Here is a 15,643-nt window from a genome sequence, read left to right on the forward strand (position 1 = left end):
TATTTACCTAATTTGCCACACTTATAAGTAGTAACCCACCTCCGCAGCCATTTATTGGTGTGGTCTACAGAGGATTATGTCTTTTTAGAGGGGAAAATCCCTAGAACCCCTTCATCGCACGCCTAAGGCAAATCGGAAAATCGAATCGTTGATAGCACCTGGAAAGGCTTCCAGCACTAAACATGCCTATAAAATCAGCCAAACGTCACTTCGCAATTCATATGCATCATTAAATGTTTTTTTTAAATGGTTAATTGATGCTGAACTGGTTATGCGTAACTATCTGGCAGACGCCAAGAAAAACTGTAAATATCTGATCAAAGGTAAAATATATCAGCCACCACATACGTTTGATGATGAGGTCTGGGATACATTTATTCAATGCCTTACAGATGCAGCTGACGAAAACCCAAAGTTTGAAATTCATAGGTTTGTAGTGTTATCCCTTAAAGTATTGTTCTTAAGGATTTCGGAGTTATCTTCTCGTGACTATTACACCCCTTTATTCAATCATTTTCGACCGGATCCTAGTAATGAAGGCTGGGTGTTGCATGTTGTCGGCAAGGGAAAAAAAGAGCGTGTAGTAACGGTCCCTGATTCATATATCGAAAATGTGCTGGGTAGATACCGGGAATCGATGGGCTTAGCCCCCCTTCCCAGACTCGATGAGGACACTCCAACCCTACCATCTACGAAAACTGGGAAACCGCTTAAGCAAGATAGTGTCAACAATATTGTTGAAGAAGCGTTTGACTTGGTTATTTCTACTCTTATGAAGAGTGGAAAGAAACAACAGGCGCTTGATATTGCCGGTGCATCATCACATTGGTTGAGGCATACCGGCGCTACTCAAGCATTAGATGAATTAAATGAAACTATGTTAGCCGAAGAACTTGGCCATGCCAGTGTAAAAACGACGGTTGAAATTTATGTAGCTCCGGCACACAGAGACAGAATACGCAAAGGTTCACAACGAAAGCTCTGAGCACAAAATCTATTATTCTGAACTTGGAAATAGCATATCTTACATTAGTACTGATAGTCTCAGGTTGGTCAAACCACTTCTTACTGTTGTCTTGAAGGAAGACGTAAAGTGAGTCGTCGATATTGTGTCTATCAATTTGAGTTGCCATGCTCGTCTTTCTTGCAAAGAAAAATATTGCGCTTAAGACGAGGATAAACGGATGACAGAAAATATCTACCTGTTTTAAAGGGAATAATTCAATTCACGCAACACACATTAACAATAACTAAACTCAAGAAAACCCATCGTTCAAGCATATGGAAAACGGCCCCCGTATCGCTACAAAAGACTGGTTAGGTAACGACTATTAATACTATCCCCCTTGGGACAAGGGCATATAGTAATAAAGACTATATGATACGAAAGACCCTTTCTTACTCGTGAATTTAAGGTAGTAAAATCTTTGAAAGTAACGCTGACAACGAATGAGCTACTATATAACCTGGTAGCTCATTCGAACATGACTAAATGGAAGCAATGTTAAAAGAAACGATCATAATGAATACGCTCAAAAGCAACTCCTTTTTCATGCATTAGCAGCTTTTGTACAGCACTGATCATAGGAGGTGGGCCACATAAATAAAACTCACTCATCGTAAAATCGGTTAGCACTTCGCTTATCGATTCATGAATAAATCCTGTTTTACCCCGCCAATCAGAATGTTCATCAACCGCAGAGAGAACTTTAATCAATTGCAGGTTACCCGCTTTCGGAAATAGCCGATCACAGGCGGTCAACTCATCCTCTAATCGTGAACCATAGAAAACCGTAATCGGCTTTTTGTAGCCCTGATTGATCAATGTTGTGACCATGGATACCATAGGAGCGATACCAGACCCTCCAGCAATGAAAACAGATTGCTGTTCATCGGTCGAGGTTAATCCTGTGACACCATAGGGTCCATCCAGCGCTAGCGTGCACGGCAGATTATAGGCTAACGCATTTGATATTTTCCCACCTGGGACTGATTTAATAATAAAGGTTAATTTGTTACCGTCTACCGGATTAGCGACCGAATAAGCTCTGCTACCCAGCTCAGGTAAAGTGATCATAAAATATTGACCCGGTACAAATTGAATCGGCGCAGGCGCATTCAGAACAAGCCGGAACATTTCTGCTGATAAGATTTCTTTAGTCATCGTTTCTGCAGTAAATTTTTGTGGCGGAAATAGCGATTGAAATTCCCCTCTATTGGTCAATTTTATTTCAATGTCAGAAATCGCCCGACACTGGCAAGCCAGATGTTTACCTTTACGTTTGTCTCGCTCGGTTAATCCCGGAGCGTCAGGCCATAACTCCTGAATTTCACCTCCCAGTAAATCAAACTTGCATGCTCCGCATCCCCCTGAATTACATTCATAGGGAATCGACTGACCAGCCCTTAAAGCCGCACTGAGTATAGAATCATCCGCGGCAGCGCGAAAAGACTCGCGACTCTCTGCAATATCGACTGTATACATAGAAACTCCCTAAAACTCCTCCCGACATAACCGGGGGAGGAGTTTTAATTAGTGATGGTTTAGGAAAATAAGCTAATCAGGCAGCAAGTAACGATGCTCTTAACGCGGCATTATTCGCTAAATAGGCGCTCAGTTCTGAACTCTTATTCAACATTTGTAAGTAATCTGTTGCAGCTTTGTCTGCCAGCGGTTGCCATTTATCTATCCATTGTTGAATAACGGCCTGGTTATCTGAGTTTTCCAACATATGACGCACCAATTCTTTTGCCCAACGGTTATGTCTTTCCGCATCCTTGAGCTGACTGTCGATGAGCAGGGGTAATAAAGTATCGTTATTCTCCCGCGCCGATGCTTGCAATGGTTTCAGCACACTTTCCATAATCGTGGGTTTAACCACCAGGTTCAGACTGACAAACGCTTCCCCCCAATCAAAAGCAATAAGTTGCTTTTCCATCAGCTCTCTTAAACCTTGCCATCCAGCTTCCTGTTCCCACAGTTGACGTTCGTTTTCACCCAACCCAATATTGGGATAAGTCAAACTTAGTTCATGCGTACGATACGCCGTATGGGTTAACCAACGCAGGCTGTCCGCAGTTTGCAATACACAACAATTGGAAATGGTACTGGCTGGGGCCATTTGTTGCACGTATGCAGAAGACATTTGCAGGCAATGGAATAAGTAACGCAATGGTGCATAACATGTTGCTAATGTCTGTTGCCAGCCATTTTCGATCATCTGATCATGCTCACGTTCATTAAACTGGTCAAAGAGACTTCTCACATGCGTTTCCTGACCGTCTTGCATCATGTTATAGGTTCGGTAAACCAACTGATCCGGGTCTGTAAAGGCATCCCAGTCGTCGTGTTTTAGCGGTGAGTTATTACGATACTGTTTATACCACAGGTTCATCTGGCAATCGGGACTGAGTTCCCAGGGAGCATCTGGGTTATTGGTACTGTAATGTAATTTACGCGACACAATATCGTATTCACTTGGCTTTTTGCGCATCTCGGCCAGATGACTCCACGTACGCAATGGTTTTTTCGATTCAAAGCTCATTATCAGCTCCTTTAAAGTCTTTTCTCTAAATAGAAACGGATTTGATCATCACTGGTTTGTATCTGCCCAGCAAAGGATGCAAGGTTAATTTCCAGTTCCTGCATGTTAAACGGACGTCCCAATTGCGTTTCCAGGGTTGCACGGGTCAGGATCAACTCACCATCCGTCTCAATTCGCACATAGGCATTCTTGTCTTCGACCCGGATCTCCTTACCGGGATTATCGATCTCTGCGGTTTCGATTACCGGTTCAACCAAATCACCGGCTCGGATAATCGGACCAACATTGTTATTGTTTAAGGTTGCATCACCTAAAGTGGTCATGTTTATTTCCTTCTCTGAAAATGGTTCGGATACAGCATTCGGTTTCGCTTCAGGTGTGTGCCATATTTGGCTTAATACCTTCTGTACTAACGTAAATATCATCACCTTTTACCTCTACTGGATACTCAGCCAACCCACAATCATCAGGATTAATTCCCTTTCCGGTACAGTCATCAAAAGTCCACAAATGAGCCCGGCAGGTTATTATTCCGTCCTCATAAGTGCCTTCAGATAACAGGATTTCCTGATGCGGACACATTGCCTGATAAGCCTTTATCCCATTATTTCCCGAGTTAACGATAAGGATCTCGGTACCATCATTGGTTTCAAAAGTTTCCATCTCTCCCTCCCATATATCATCGAGTGAACAGATTTTTTCAAATTTCATATCAAACCTACTATTCAAATACAACGTCAATGACTTCGGTGGGTTTCAATCCACTTTCGGCTACCGTCATCTCTCGGGGAAACAGTTCACTAGCGCGATGACGACGCACCCGCATGACCCCTTTTCTAGGCTTAACCCGTCGATTCACACAGTGATATGCGACTTTTTCTGCGACCTGATCCATAGAGTCATTCGCGTCAACCACGATAAGTTGCACCAAAAAATCTTTTTCCAGCGCGGCATGAATAGGAAATGCTGACATAGTGATACTCCTTAGTTAATTAAGCCGATTTTTTGTACTCAGGTTTGCATTTTTCTGCCCAGGCAAAGTTGTGAGCATCAACCCCCATCTCTTCAATTGACTGGAATCCCATATATTTCAGGGCCCCCCCCAGATCCATTGGTTGAATCATTCCAGCCAGGAAACGATCCACGAAGCTAAGGTGATTTTGATATTGCACCGGATCCTGCTGGAATACCCAACGATCAACCTCAGAACCGAAGTGATAAAGACGGCCATTGTGCTCAAGGCTGAACACCTGGATATCCCAATCTTCTCCTGGAATACCTACTAATGGGATCTGACTCATGTTGCATACAGTTGGCAGGGTTTCTGGAGATACCAGTTCCATCCGGTCATTGATAACGTTTTCGGTGATCACATCCCAACATTGTCCCCAACGGCGGTTCCAGCCTGGATACTTTTCTTCCAGCCAATCACGCTCTTCAGGCGTAACGCCTGCCGCAGGATTCCACCATGCCGTCGCGCGCCAATACCAGACTCCCATATGGTAACTGTGATGAAGTTCGTCGATATCTTTTAGGAATAGTTCCCAATACCACGGTTTATCGAGCCCCAAATCAATCAATGAACGTTCAAACTGACCGACAATCCATTCATACATAAATTCTTTGAACGATTGCTGACGATGCTCAAGAGGCGTGTAGTAATCCATGATAGGTCCGGTCAATACTGCGAAAAGCCGCCAAGCACGCCATATAGCCATATCGACTTTCTTTTGAGCTTCCGCTTTCTTGCCATTTTCGATCAGTACTTGTAATGCAGGGCCTCCCTGTTGGGCATGGCGGGACTCATCAGTCTGAATACTGGATATCAGGTTGGCAAATGTGTAATCACCCGCATCTGCGGCATCAGAAGCCAATCCCAAAAACTGCATATTGGTAAACCCGGTTTCAAATGAAAATGTCAACATAATCGCGACACTGATCGCATCACGCCCGGTAATAATGTCGTCAAAAAAATGTTTGGCTGCTATCGCTGCCCATTCGTTGCTGTGATAGGCTCGCCATGCCCAATCAAACTGGCGGTCTTTTTTGCAATATTCATGTGGAAAATAAAGTTGAATCTGGCCATGGCGCAGTTCGTCCATCATCCCAAACGCGGCCATGTTACGGTTGCCTGGCGCTTTCGAGAAACGTGCCATGCGCCCTTCCCCGGTGACTGCCGCGTACTCTCCCACTGCTATAGCACCATAATGTGCCTTTAGCGTACTGATCCAGCCTGGGTCTGAATTTTCATAGATTCTCGCGCGTTCCAATGCGGCTTTGACCGAATAAGCACCCGCGTCTTTTTCGCGCTGGACACTGACGTATTCAGGATAAGAGGTTTTATAAGGTTCATCATAGCTTTCCCATTTTTCCAAAGGGATGCCCATGTGACCCGACATCTGATCTGGATACAGCTCTTCTTCAGTAACGAATGAAGGTGTCCAGTTAGTCGTTCTGGTAAGTTCATACCAATCTTTTCTAGGATGTAACGCCATGTTTAAATCTCCGAGTGTTGAGAGTAATTAAAATTGATGAGTGTAAGAAAACACCGCATTGACCTGACTGTGACTTTGCGTCAAAAACTCGTTGCCAGCCATGTATGAGGGCGTCTGTAAGGTTTCTTTTAGTCCAAAAGAAAGTGCAAAATTAAATGCGGAACCTGAATCTAGGCGATACTCGCCGCCGACCGTCAGATGTCTTTTGAGGTAAGCAGGAATAACCGGAAACAGTAAATTAATGTCCTGCGCCTGCTCGGCATAGCTAAACCCGCTTCGTAACGTCAATTTATCGTTATACTGATAAGCCGCCCCCACAGCGTAAACCGTAATGTCTTGATAGTTTTGCGGCAAATTGATCGCAATATTACCCGCAGCGGAGGTAAAACCGACCTGAATAGAACTAAACACGTCACTCCAGAACGTTCTGCGCAAATCAATAGTCAGCAACAAGCGCTCATTAAACTGATGAGAGGCGCCAACAGTCAGGCTGGCAGGCATCTCAAAGTCCCTGAAACGGATATCGCCATTGAGGGGTAAAGTATTGGCTGAACCGTCAATGGCGGTTAGTGTTGCATTGCCGGTTAGGTCACCAACTGAAGTTTCAAAATTATAGCTCGCACCCAACATTGTCTGGGCCGACAATCGATAAGTCATCCCCACTCGCCCCGCAAGTCCGACAGCATCAACACCGCCGCCCACCGGATCGTTTTTGCTCAAACTAAAATGTGCAGCTCCCGTTCCACCAATAAATCCAGCTAATGGGGAAACCAAGGAACCAGACAGGTCATTATTCATAGCCAAAGCGCCGACCTGTGAAGCGGGTAATAGCAGTTCTAAATTTAACGCTGTCCACACCATATCGACGCTAGCGCCAAACGTCAGTTCAGGCGAAAATTGATAGCTGAAACCGAAGGGAACACGTAATACCAACAGCCGACTGCTATTTTCAAATGAGGTCTGAGTTCCATTTTCAGTACGGGAAAGAAAACTATCCGAACCAAACTCTGTTCCTAACCCCCCGTTGGCATATAACCCGACACCAAAACGCCAGTCCTGATACTGTGTAACAAAGCTGATTTGAGGCGCATAATAAGGCCCACGGTTATTTGAGGTTGTCTGACTGTTGGCAATTTCTCGATCACTGTTGGTACTATTAATGTCGGTAGTAACCAGATCCAGTCCCAGTTCTAACTGCTGTCCTTCAGGTGCGAATGCCAACGTTGCCGGGTTACTGATCAGCGCAGCATTTCCAGTGTAGTATGCCGCGCTGGTTCCTCCCATTGATCTTGATATGGCTCCGAATCCTTCCAAATCGAACACTTGAGTGGCGTTAACGGAGAATGCTACTGTGGCAAACAGGGTCGCACTCACGTCAATTATCTTTTTCATATTTTATCCCTTACTTAAATTATTTTTATCGCCCTTGGCAGGGATAGCTGCCTGACAAGTAGCTTTGAACAATTCAGGAATAAATAAAATTGACGCTTGGTTTATTTTTATTTACTAAATACTTAACATTTTCACCCATTATTTTTACATCAATAAACTAACGTTTAGTTTGACATCGATAAAACTGAATTAAGGTTTATTTAGCTCGCTTAGATGTTTCAAATAGGTTTCCATTTGTTTTATATTTGTTAAAAATAAATACATAAGTGAATGAACAATTTGAGTAGTTCTCCTGTGTTATCCATGGAATCCATTGAAGGTCAAAGTGACAGAGATAAACTGGCGCGTATTATGCTGGAGCAATTATATGAATTCGTCGCATTACTGGATGTTCAGGGTAATGTTATCGAAGTCAATCCAGCTGCGTTGACTGGTGCAGGTATTACCCTCGATGAAATTAAAGGCCAGCCATTCTGGCAAGCCCATTGGTGGCAAATTTCCGATGAAACAGTATCTAAGCTAAAAGAACTGGTGATTCGCGCATCTCACGGTGAGTTCGTACGATGTGATTTTGATGTCCTTGGGCGAGAAAATGGCAGAGGAGTCATCGCCATAGACTATTCCCTTTTGCCTATTAAAAATGAAGCCGGTGATGTTATTTATTTACTGGCTGAAGGACGCAACATCAGCGACAAGAAAAAAGCGGAAGAACAACTTGCAATTAAAAATAAAAAGCTGGAAGAACTAGTCGAACAAATAAAACAACTGGACAATGCCAAAAGCGATTTTTTTGCCAAAGTCAGCCATGAACTAAGAACGCCTCTTTCACTGATTTTAGGGCCGCTCGAAACACTGTTGCAAAACAAGTCTCAGCTCACAGCAGAAGATAACCAAAAACTGACATTGATACAGCGTAACGCGCTTACTCTGCTAAAGCAGGTCAATTCGTTGTTGGATCTCTCAAAAATGGATGCCAGGCAGATGCAAATGTCTTATGCAAAAGTGGATCTTGCTCGCTTTATCAGCGAGGTGTGCGTTAATTTCAATGGTATTGCCGTGCAACAACACATCACTTTTCATATCTCAACACCACAGCAACTCAATGCGGAAGTTGATCTGGATAAATTCGAAAGAATTCTACTAAACCTGCTATCCAATGCTTTTAAATTTACGCCCGAAGGCGGCATGATCCTATGTCAACTGGAGAAACGCACTGAGCAGCACCTTCTGCTCACGATACGCGATAGTGGCCCTGGCATCCCAAAAGCGCTGCGCCAGGATGTTTTTCGACGTTTTTCACAGGTTGGCGAAGGCAACAAAACACATCAAGGTACGGGTCTTGGTCTTTCCATTGTCAAAGAATTTGTTGAACTTCACCATGGTAATATCAACATCTGTGATGTTGCCGCCGACGGCGCCTGTTTTCAAGTCGAACTGCCAATCAAGACTCCTAGAGAATATTCTCTGTCTGAACAACATCAACCCACAACCTGCACCAAACATGATCTATATCTCGGTGGCTATATTCCTCCTCCTATGCCGGCAGAGTCCCCTACCGGATACTCACTTCAGGACCATCGCGCCAAAATACTGATCGTGGAAGATAATCCCGATATGAGTGCCTTTATACAAAGTTGCCTGCACCAGGATTATCAGGTTTGCGTTTCCCACAACGGTGCCACAGCATTGGAATTTCTACAACGCGAACAACCTGATCTGCTGATTACTGATCTGATGATGCCGGTAATCAGCGGAATTCAACTGGTTGATGAGCTGAAAAGACAGCATGAACTGGCATTGATCCCGGTCATGGTTCTCTCTGCGAAATCGGATGAGGAATTAAGGCTCAAGCTACTGTCGGAGTCTGTACAGGATTACCTGGTTAAACCCTTTTCAGCTCAGGAACTAAAAGCCAGAGTGAAAAATATTATCACCTTGAAAGTTGCCCGCGATGCATTACAAAATGAGTTATCCGACCAAAATTATGATATTGCCCAACTCACTACGCAACTGATCAGTAATCAACGTAAACTTGAAACGACCAACCTGGCACTGGAGACCTCAACGGCTCGCTGGAAAGCAATCTATGAGAACTCAGCCGCCGGAATCGTACTCACCAATGCAACCGGCGATATTATCTCAACCAATCCAGCATTTAGAAAAATGACACAATATCGCACCGTCGAGCTTAAAAGTATGAATATGGAAGCATTGACACTCCCTGAGGAACGAACCTCCATGCGCCATAGACTCGACAAACTGCTCCAAACTGGAGGCAGCGAATACCATATTGAACGTTGCTATTTATGCCGAAATGGCGACAAAATTTGGGCTAACGTGAGTGTATCTTTGATCCCTGAACAACATAATGATCCACCGGTTATTGTACAAATTATCGATGACATCACCGAAAAAAAAGCCGCGCAGCAAGCCAGAGATCAATTACAACAAGAGCTCATGCGAGTCTCACGATTTTCTACCATGGGGGAATTAGCGGCTTATATTGCCCATGAAGTGAATCAACCGCTATCAGCCATAATGACTAACGCAAATGCCGGTTGTCGCTGGTTAAACAATCAGCCGCCAAATCAGAAAGAACTGGAAGGGGTACTGACAAGAATTATTCGGGACTCTGACCGGGCTGCAGACATTATCAGAATGATACGTTCTTTTCTAAAAGGCTCAGAAGCAAAACAGGTAAACCTGGATTTCATTCGCTTACTTAACGAAATAGAACTGATTTTGGGCTCCCGTTTACAGCGCAACAATGTCTTCTTTAGAACCGAAATTCCTTCTGATTTACCCGATGTTGAAGGTGATCCAGTACAACTACAACAGCTATTGATTAACCTTACCCTCAATGCCATTGAAGCGATGGAAACACAAACCCGTCCTAAGCAGTTAACAATTGACATCGTACCCGCCGCAGAGAAGCATAGGATATTCATAAGAGTTTCCGACACCGGTCCAGGTATTCATGATGAAGAAACTAAAAAGGCTATATTCAACGCATTTTTCACCACCAAAGGAGCAGGTATGGGCATGGGGTTGGCTATATGTAGAACAGTAGTAGAAGCTCATCAGGGGCATATCTGGTTAGACAGTTCGTACTCTCATGGAGGACGATTTGTAATTGAGCTACCAATAAAAAGGCCATCAAAATGGTGAATAACGATAGCATAATCTATATCGTTGATGATGATCATTCAGTGCTCGAAGCGTTAAGCAGCTTGGTGCGCTCTATCGGATTGGACGTTATCTGTTTTTCATCAGCCGACGCATTTCTGCAACAATTACCGCAACGTAGACATGGTTGTCTTATTCTGGATGTGAGAATGCCAGAAATGAGCGGACTCGATATTCAAAAAATATTGAATGAGAAGCATCATAAACTGCCGATTATTTTTATTAGTGGTCATGGCGATATTCCAATGGCAGTGCAAGCGGTGAAAGAAGGCGCAATAGATTTTCTGACCAAACCATTTCGCGAAGAAGAAATACTCAGCGCAATCAGAACCGCTCTCAAAATTGATCTCATTGCGTCTGAGCAACACCATGAACAAGACCTTATACGGCGTCGCTACGCCTCATTAAGTGAACGGGAAAAGCAGGTATTGCCGTTCATTCTTAAAGGTTATTTAAATAAACAAACGGCAATAGAGCTCGGAATATCAGAAGCAACGGTGAAGGTTCATCGCCATAATATCATGATAAAAATGGAAACCCGCTCATTACCTGAAATCGTCAGAGATATGGGGAAAATAGGTCGCTAACCTATGACATTTACTAGTGCTATTTGTACTAGGAAAGATGCGAATTAGTCCCTGATATGAGATCATAGCGGTACTGTAAATCGCAACGACCAACACTCATGAGCCAACAGTTAACTTTTGCCGATAGTGAGTTTTTCAGCAAGCGCCGCCAGACCCGTAAAGAGATTTTCTTATCCCGGATGGACAACTTGTTGCCGTGGTCTCAACTGCTGGAAGTAATTGAACCCTTTTATCCTAAAGCAGGCAATGGTCGCCGTCCGTATGCGCTTGAGACAATGTTCCGCATTCACTGCATGCAGCAATGGTATAGCCTTGGTGATGAAGCAATGGAAGATGCGTTATATGAAATTGCTTCGATGCGTCAGTTTGCAAAACTGTCACTGGATAAAGCGATTCCTGACCGCACTACGATTATGAATTTCCGGAACTTGCTGGAAAAACACAAGCTTACTCGCAAATTATTCAAAACGGTTAACCTATGGCTGACGGACTGCGGTGTGATGATGACGCAGGGAACATTGGTGGATGCCACGATTATTGAAGCGCCCAGCTCCACTAAAAATAAAAAGAATGAACGTGACCCGGATATGCATCAGACCAAGAAAGGCAATGAATGGCACTTCGGTATGAAAGCCCATATCGGAGTGGACGCCAAGAGTGGTTTAACTCATACACTCGTGACGACTGCCGCTAATGAACATGACCTGAATCAGATGAAAAACCTTTTGCACGGCGATGAGGAATTTGTATGCGGCGATGCCGGTTATCAAGGCGCAGAGAAGCGCGAAGAGCTTCAGGATACGAATTTAGAATGGTTGATAGCAGAGCGCCCCGGTAAAGTTCGGGCACTGAAAAAGCATCCCCGCAAAAACAAAACTGCCATTAACATCGAATACTTAAAAGCCAGCATCCGAGCAAAGGTAGAAAATCCGTTTCGCATTATCAAATGTCAGTTTGGCTTCATCAAAGCACGCTACAAAGGACTGATGAAAAACGACAGTCAATTGGCCATGTTATTTACCTTGGCTAACCTGTTTAAAGTAGACCAGATGTTGAGACGTCAGCCAAGATCTGTCTGAAATCTGGGATTTTCCCGGATTTGGGTCGAAATCAGAGCGAAAACGGTAGTATATTGGCCGAAAACGGAACTTTGATGTTCAAAAATCAGGCGGAAATGCGAAATCCCGTTCAAGACCTAAATTGCAGGACTTGTTCGCAGCTTCCCTAAAATAGTCAACTACAAAAGGCTCATATTTATGCAAATGTTGTTGCCTGTTAAATAAAGTAATTTGTATTTTGTAAATAAACATTAGCTGGGAATCAATCACTAAGCGGACTGTAGCGGACTCTCCTGGTGGGATATTTATTGGCCTGCTAAATTTTTGGATAACTGATTCTGCCTCTAATCCCTATAATGGAACGATAATTGTGTCTACTATATCAACAAAACCGGATTTTAAACCTGATGCTGACGGCAGGATACGGGATACGCTCAGCATCGACTGCGACATCTGAAAGAATGATTGTTTTATCCGTGTTATTTGATGTTGTTAAAAAAATACTGGATTATACTGACCCAAAATCAACGAATTAACTTTATTCGACTGAAGCCAAATTTTTCGCGTCTCCCTATAAATCTCATCTAGGCTGAATATAACTACTTTGCGATTAACGTCACTTGTGTGATACATGAAAAATGCAGCAATGCTGCTTTTGTCTTTGAATTGCACACTGAAGAGACTAGATAAGGCGGGATAATCCCTCTTTTTTGATGTCACAACTCTTCTATATCTGCCATCCAAAATATTGCCAGCGGACGTAATTATTTTAAAAAAGCCTTCTGGTAGTAATGTTTCATGCAACAATTTATTTTTGCGTATTTCCGCAATCTCGATGACGATATCCTGCGCGCTTCGATCAGGCGGTAGTCAAAAAAACTCCAATGCAGCATAGTGAAATTAGAAAGCCGGGACTGACTTCCCGGCTTTTTCTTTGCTATGTTTGCTATGATTGTTTTTAACGGTGTTGGCAACCAGCCCAACAACAGGGCCGGCGCTAAATCCTCTGGCAAATCATGAACCACGCTGCCGGGAATTTTTGTCCTCTTCTCACTCATGCATCTAACCTTATCCATTTTTCCGCTAAATCCATAAGATTTTGAGAGCATTGATCTATGTTTTGTACAAAGCCGATAAACTTGTGCCGACCATTAGATTGAACAAGCCTAAGGTTTATCTGATTGCCCTCAATAGCTTTTATACATTGCTGACCATAATTATTGTCATTTAAGATGTTTGTAATTTCAATCTTGATGCCTTCAATAGTTTTGACAGGTTTGAAAATTGGAGCGGACACAACCAAAAGAATAGTTTGACCACATTCTATTTCACTCTCCGTAAAAGTCCGTATATCACCCAACACACGCAAAACAACTCTATCAAAGCGCAAGCCAAGCTTTGAGGGGCTTATGCCGGACTCCTTCAAAATCAATTTTGCAATTTTTACATCTAGACTCATTGTTTCCAAACACAAGATTGATCATTCATTTAAGACTGCGTCTCTAGCGTCGGCAAGGTTTGTAGGTATTGACCACAACGCCCGCAGCGCCAGCTTTCGAACTTACGAGAGAAAGTTCGCGTGGATTGGCATCTTCGAAAAAGCGCTTTCCTGAACCGATTAGCACTGGATATGTTATAAGAATAATCTCATCAGCCAGTTCGTTCTCTATCAAAACCGGAGTTAGTGTAGAGCTTCCCCAAGTGATAATATCAGGACCATTCCGTGTTTTAATGGCGCGAATTCCTGCAACAATATCTCCGCTTATGCTCTTTGCAGGTCCCCAATCCAAACTCTCAGGCCTGTTGGTTACGACATGTTTTGTCGCATTATTGATGCCAACACCTATGGGATGTTCTGATTCAGGCCAGTAATTTGACCAGATATCATAGACTCTCCGCCCCAGTAGCAGGTCTAGCTCTTTATCATGCACACTCATGACGGCTTCATCAACGACAGGGTCGTCAATCGTAGCGCTCCAACCGCCATACTCGAAACCACCTCCGGGGTCTTCTTCACGACTTCCGGGGGCTTGAATAACGCCGTCAAGCGAGACGTGCTCCATGATTTTAAGTTTTCTCATTTTTGAAAGTTCATCCTCTATTTAACTAACATGGTTTTTCTTGACCGCTAGGTTGCAGAATACTGTGCGGTTACCTTCTGTATCGACGAAGGAAACACACTCACCTATGCCGGGTCTAGTCATGGGTTCGTCGAGCACATTGCCGCCAGCGTCTGTAACACGGTTCATTGAGGATTTAATATCGTCCACTGCGATAACGATTGAAGGATGCTGCATCAGCCAGTCTTCTTTGAACGGGAATAAACCGCCATCAATCGCGCCCTTATAGCGGTCAGGAATCACATCAGATTCCGCAGTGGTGGCTAGCAAATAATTTCCCATATCCTCGCCTAACATTTTCATTTTCCAGCCAAAAGCAGCTTCGTAAAATTTCGCGGCACGCTCGGTATCACGATATGGCATTTCAAAATGTACTACAGGGTTCATAACTAATCGCTTTTCTCAACTTTCTCTTTCAAATCTTTAACCCCATCCTCGAAAGGGTTTCCTATCTTTTGTCAGGACTCAATATTAGTCCCATGGCTTTGCCTAGAAAGTTTCTTTCGCCATACATTGACCATGTCACAACTGTGCCGTCACCTTCAGGCTCAAGCGTAAATTCTGCGGTATTCGTTGCTTTAAACGGTTGGATAAATTCCATTTTAAACAGCACGAATTCATGAAACTGGAGTGCTTTGCACTCCTGCCTTTCCAGCGAGGAACCGGTGTGCAAGGGGCTATCTTTTTTGATTGACAGCCCGGAGGCTCATAAGTGTTATGTGTTGGTCTCATACTCATTCACATCAAAAGATTCTACTAGAGAAAATGAATCATTATTTGGCCCTGAGTTTCTGAACTCATCTAGCGATTTACGTGACTTCCATTTTTCAAAAATATTTACTCTGTTCTCATCAATTGGATCTGCCGACACTGAAAAGTCTTCACAGGCATCTAACTTTCTTGCAAGGGAGATTGCTTCAACTGATTTCTCGATAAATTCATCTCGTGTACCTGACTTTAATCTCAATTTTCCTGCAACGATTATTGGCACGAAATTATCCTCATAGACACATAACGAAGCGCAGTGTAAGGGGGCCGCTGCAACGTCTGGTTAGGCATTTTACTTGCTATTACCCTACTTCTTTGAACGCATAGCAAACTTTACTGCAATTGCGTTACCTGAATTGTCTTTTCGCTTACCAGTAATAAACTCTTCGTAGTCGTCTGACTCTACACCGTATAGGGGGTTCTAGGGATTTTCCCCTCTAAAAAGACATAATCCTCTGTAGACCACACCAATAAATGGCTGCGGAGGTGGTT

17 protein-coding genes are annotated in these 15,643 nt (G+C 43.5%); 4 read left to right on the forward strand and 13 right to left on the reverse strand.

Translation table 11 applies throughout. From position 1 onward, the window contains the following. Positions 1 to 148: 148 nt before the first annotated feature. Positions 149 to 985, forward strand: a complete 837-nt coding sequence (locus JKP77_RS21360; RefSeq protein WP_218313207.1) for a tyrosine-type recombinase/integrase — start codon at positions 149 to 151, stop codon at positions 983 to 985. 519 nt (positions 986 to 1,504) lie between these two features. On the opposite strand, the gene JKP77_RS21365 is transcribed toward JKP77_RS21360, so the two are convergent. From JKP77_RS21365 to JKP77_RS21395, 7 genes are all read right to left on the reverse strand, one after another. Beyond that, a complete protein-coding gene (locus tag JKP77_RS21365; protein WP_218313208.1) occupies positions 1,505 to 2,485 on the reverse strand; it encodes a 2Fe-2S iron-sulfur cluster binding domain-containing protein in 981 nt (326 codons plus the stop codon). Between the two features lie 76 nt (positions 2,486 to 2,561). Further along, positions 2,562 to 3,545: a toluene-4-monooxygenase system hydroxylase subunit beta TmoE gene (tmoE, locus tag JKP77_RS21370; RefSeq protein ID WP_218313209.1), complete on the reverse strand. Its 984-nt coding sequence runs from the start codon at positions 3,543 to 3,545 to the stop codon at positions 2,562 to 2,564. A gap of 11 nt (positions 3,546 to 3,556) precedes the next feature. Next, a complete protein-coding gene (gene tmoD, locus JKP77_RS21375; RefSeq protein WP_218313210.1) occupies positions 3,557 to 3,868 on the reverse strand; it encodes a toluene-4-monooxygenase system effector TmoD in 312 nt (103 codons plus the stop codon). 49 nt (positions 3,869 to 3,917) lie between these two features. Further along, a complete protein-coding gene (gene tmoC, locus JKP77_RS21380) occupies positions 3,918 to 4,256 on the reverse strand; it encodes a toluene-4-monooxygenase system ferredoxin TmoC (protein ID WP_218313211.1) in 339 nt (112 codons plus the stop codon). A gap of 10 nt (positions 4,257 to 4,266) precedes the next feature. Further along, on the reverse strand, positions 4,267 to 4,518 hold the full coding sequence (gene tmoB / locus JKP77_RS21385) for a toluene-4-monooxygenase system hydroxylase subunit gamma TmoB (RefSeq protein WP_218313212.1): 252 nt from the start codon (positions 4,516 to 4,518) through the stop codon (positions 4,267 to 4,269). 19 nt (positions 4,519 to 4,537) lie between these two features. Continuing rightward, the gene (gene tmoA, locus JKP77_RS21390) at positions 4,538 to 6,040 is read right to left on the reverse strand and encodes a toluene-4-monooxygenase system hydroxylase subunit alpha TmoA (protein ID WP_218313213.1); all 1,503 of its coding nucleotides are present in this window, start codon (positions 6,038 to 6,040) and stop codon (positions 4,538 to 4,540) included. Between the two features lie 27 nt (positions 6,041 to 6,067). Then, complete coding sequence (locus JKP77_RS21395; protein WP_218313214.1) at positions 6,068 to 7,432, reverse strand: OmpP1/FadL family transporter; 1,365 nt, start codon at positions 7,430 to 7,432, stop codon at positions 6,068 to 6,070. A 303-nt stretch (positions 7,433 to 7,735) separates the two neighbouring features. On the opposite strand from JKP77_RS21395, the gene JKP77_RS21400 reads away from it, so the two are divergent. From JKP77_RS21400 to JKP77_RS21410, 3 genes are all read left to right on the forward strand, one after another. Next, positions 7,736 to 10,600: an ATP-binding protein gene (locus JKP77_RS21400; protein WP_218313215.1), complete on the forward strand. Its 2,865-nt coding sequence runs from the start codon at positions 7,736 to 7,738 to the stop codon at positions 10,598 to 10,600. Then, a complete protein-coding gene (locus JKP77_RS21405) occupies positions 10,594 to 11,205 on the forward strand; it encodes a response regulator transcription factor (RefSeq protein ID WP_218313216.1) in 612 nt (203 codons plus the stop codon). The genes JKP77_RS21400 and JKP77_RS21405 overlap by 7 nt, the downstream gene beginning before the upstream one ends. A 98-nt stretch (positions 11,206 to 11,303) precedes the next feature. Next, positions 11,304 to 12,284, forward strand: a complete 981-nt coding sequence (locus JKP77_RS21410) for an IS5 family transposase (protein WP_218313217.1) — start codon at positions 11,304 to 11,306, stop codon at positions 12,282 to 12,284. Between the two features lie 743 nt (positions 12,285 to 13,027). Here the strand turns inward: JKP77_RS21410 and JKP77_RS21415 are convergent. From JKP77_RS21415 to JKP77_RS21440, 6 genes are all read right to left on the reverse strand, one after another. Next, positions 13,028 to 13,321: a hypothetical protein gene (locus JKP77_RS21415; RefSeq protein ID WP_218313218.1), complete on the reverse strand. Its 294-nt coding sequence runs from the start codon at positions 13,319 to 13,321 to the stop codon at positions 13,028 to 13,030. Continuing rightward, positions 13,318 to 13,722, reverse strand: a complete 405-nt coding sequence (locus JKP77_RS21420; RefSeq protein ID WP_218313219.1) for a hypothetical protein — start codon at positions 13,720 to 13,722, stop codon at positions 13,318 to 13,320. The genes JKP77_RS21415 and JKP77_RS21420 overlap by 4 nt, the downstream gene beginning before the upstream one ends. A 43-nt stretch (positions 13,723 to 13,765) precedes the next feature. Further along, complete coding sequence (locus tag JKP77_RS21425; protein ID WP_218313220.1) at positions 13,766 to 14,344, reverse strand: dihydrofolate reductase family protein; 579 nt, start codon at positions 14,342 to 14,344, stop codon at positions 13,766 to 13,768. A gap of 21 nt (positions 14,345 to 14,365) precedes the next feature. Continuing rightward, positions 14,366 to 14,770, reverse strand: a complete 405-nt coding sequence (locus JKP77_RS21430) for a VOC family protein (RefSeq protein WP_218313221.1) — start codon at positions 14,768 to 14,770, stop codon at positions 14,366 to 14,368. A gap of 61 nt (positions 14,771 to 14,831) precedes the next feature. Continuing rightward, positions 14,832 to 15,056, reverse strand: a complete 225-nt coding sequence (locus tag JKP77_RS21435) for an SRPBCC family protein (protein WP_218313222.1) — start codon at positions 15,054 to 15,056, stop codon at positions 14,832 to 14,834. Positions 15,057 to 15,098: 42 nt separating this feature from the next. Then, entirely contained in the window at positions 15,099 to 15,374 is a 276-nt protein-coding gene (locus tag JKP77_RS21440) for a putative quinol monooxygenase (protein ID WP_218313223.1), read from the reverse strand. Between the last annotated feature and the right edge of the window lie 269 nt (positions 15,375 to 15,643).

Source organism: Alteromonas antoniana (assembly GCF_019249295.1).
Lineage (GTDB): Bacteria > Pseudomonadota > Gammaproteobacteria > Enterobacterales > Alteromonadaceae > Alteromonas > Alteromonas antoniana.

Bases quoted from the DNA above. Each gene is read 5' to 3' on its own strand.
- JKP77_RS21365 (WP_218313208.1), bottom strand. From the start codon at position 2,485: ATGTATACAGTCGATATTGCAGAGAGTCGCGAGTCTTTTCGCGCTGCC.
- tmoE (WP_218313209.1), bottom strand. From the start codon at position 3,545: ATGAGCTTTGAATCGAAAAAACCATTGCGTACGTGGAGTCATCTGGCC.
- tmoD (WP_218313210.1), bottom strand. From the start codon at position 3,868: ATGACCACTTTAGGTGATGCAACCTTAAACAATAACAATGTTGGTCCG.
- tmoC (WP_218313211.1), bottom strand. From the start codon at position 4,256: ATGAAATTTGAAAAAATCTGTTCACTCGATGATATATGGGAGGGAGAG.
- tmoB (WP_218313212.1), bottom strand. From the start codon at position 4,518: ATGTCAGCATTTCCTATTCATGCCGCGCTGGAAAAAGATTTTTTGGTG.
- tmoA (WP_218313213.1), bottom strand. From the start codon at position 6,040: ATGGCGTTACATCCTAGAAAAGATTGGTATGAACTTACCAGAACGACT.
- JKP77_RS21395 (WP_218313214.1), bottom strand. From the start codon at position 7,432: ATGAAAAAGATAATTGACGTGAGTGCGACCCTGTTTGCCACAGTAGCA.
- JKP77_RS21400 (WP_218313215.1), top strand. From the start codon at position 7,736: ATGGAATCCATTGAAGGTCAAAGTGACAGAGATAAACTGGCGCGTATT.
- JKP77_RS21405 (WP_218313216.1), top strand. From the start codon at position 10,594: ATGGTGAATAACGATAGCATAATCTATATCGTTGATGATGATCATTCA.
- JKP77_RS21410 (WP_218313217.1), top strand. From the start codon at position 11,304: ATGAGCCAACAGTTAACTTTTGCCGATAGTGAGTTTTTCAGCAAGCGC.
- JKP77_RS21415 (WP_218313218.1), bottom strand. From the start codon at position 13,321: ATGAGTGAGAAGAGGACAAAAATTCCCGGCAGCGTGGTTCATGATTTG.
- JKP77_RS21420 (WP_218313219.1), bottom strand. From the start codon at position 13,722: ATGAGTCTAGATGTAAAAATTGCAAAATTGATTTTGAAGGAGTCCGGC.
- JKP77_RS21425 (WP_218313220.1), bottom strand. From the start codon at position 14,344: ATGAGAAAACTTAAAATCATGGAGCACGTCTCGCTTGACGGCGTTATT.
- JKP77_RS21430 (WP_218313221.1), bottom strand. From the start codon at position 14,770: ATGAACCCTGTAGTACATTTTGAAATGCCATATCGTGATACCGAGCGT.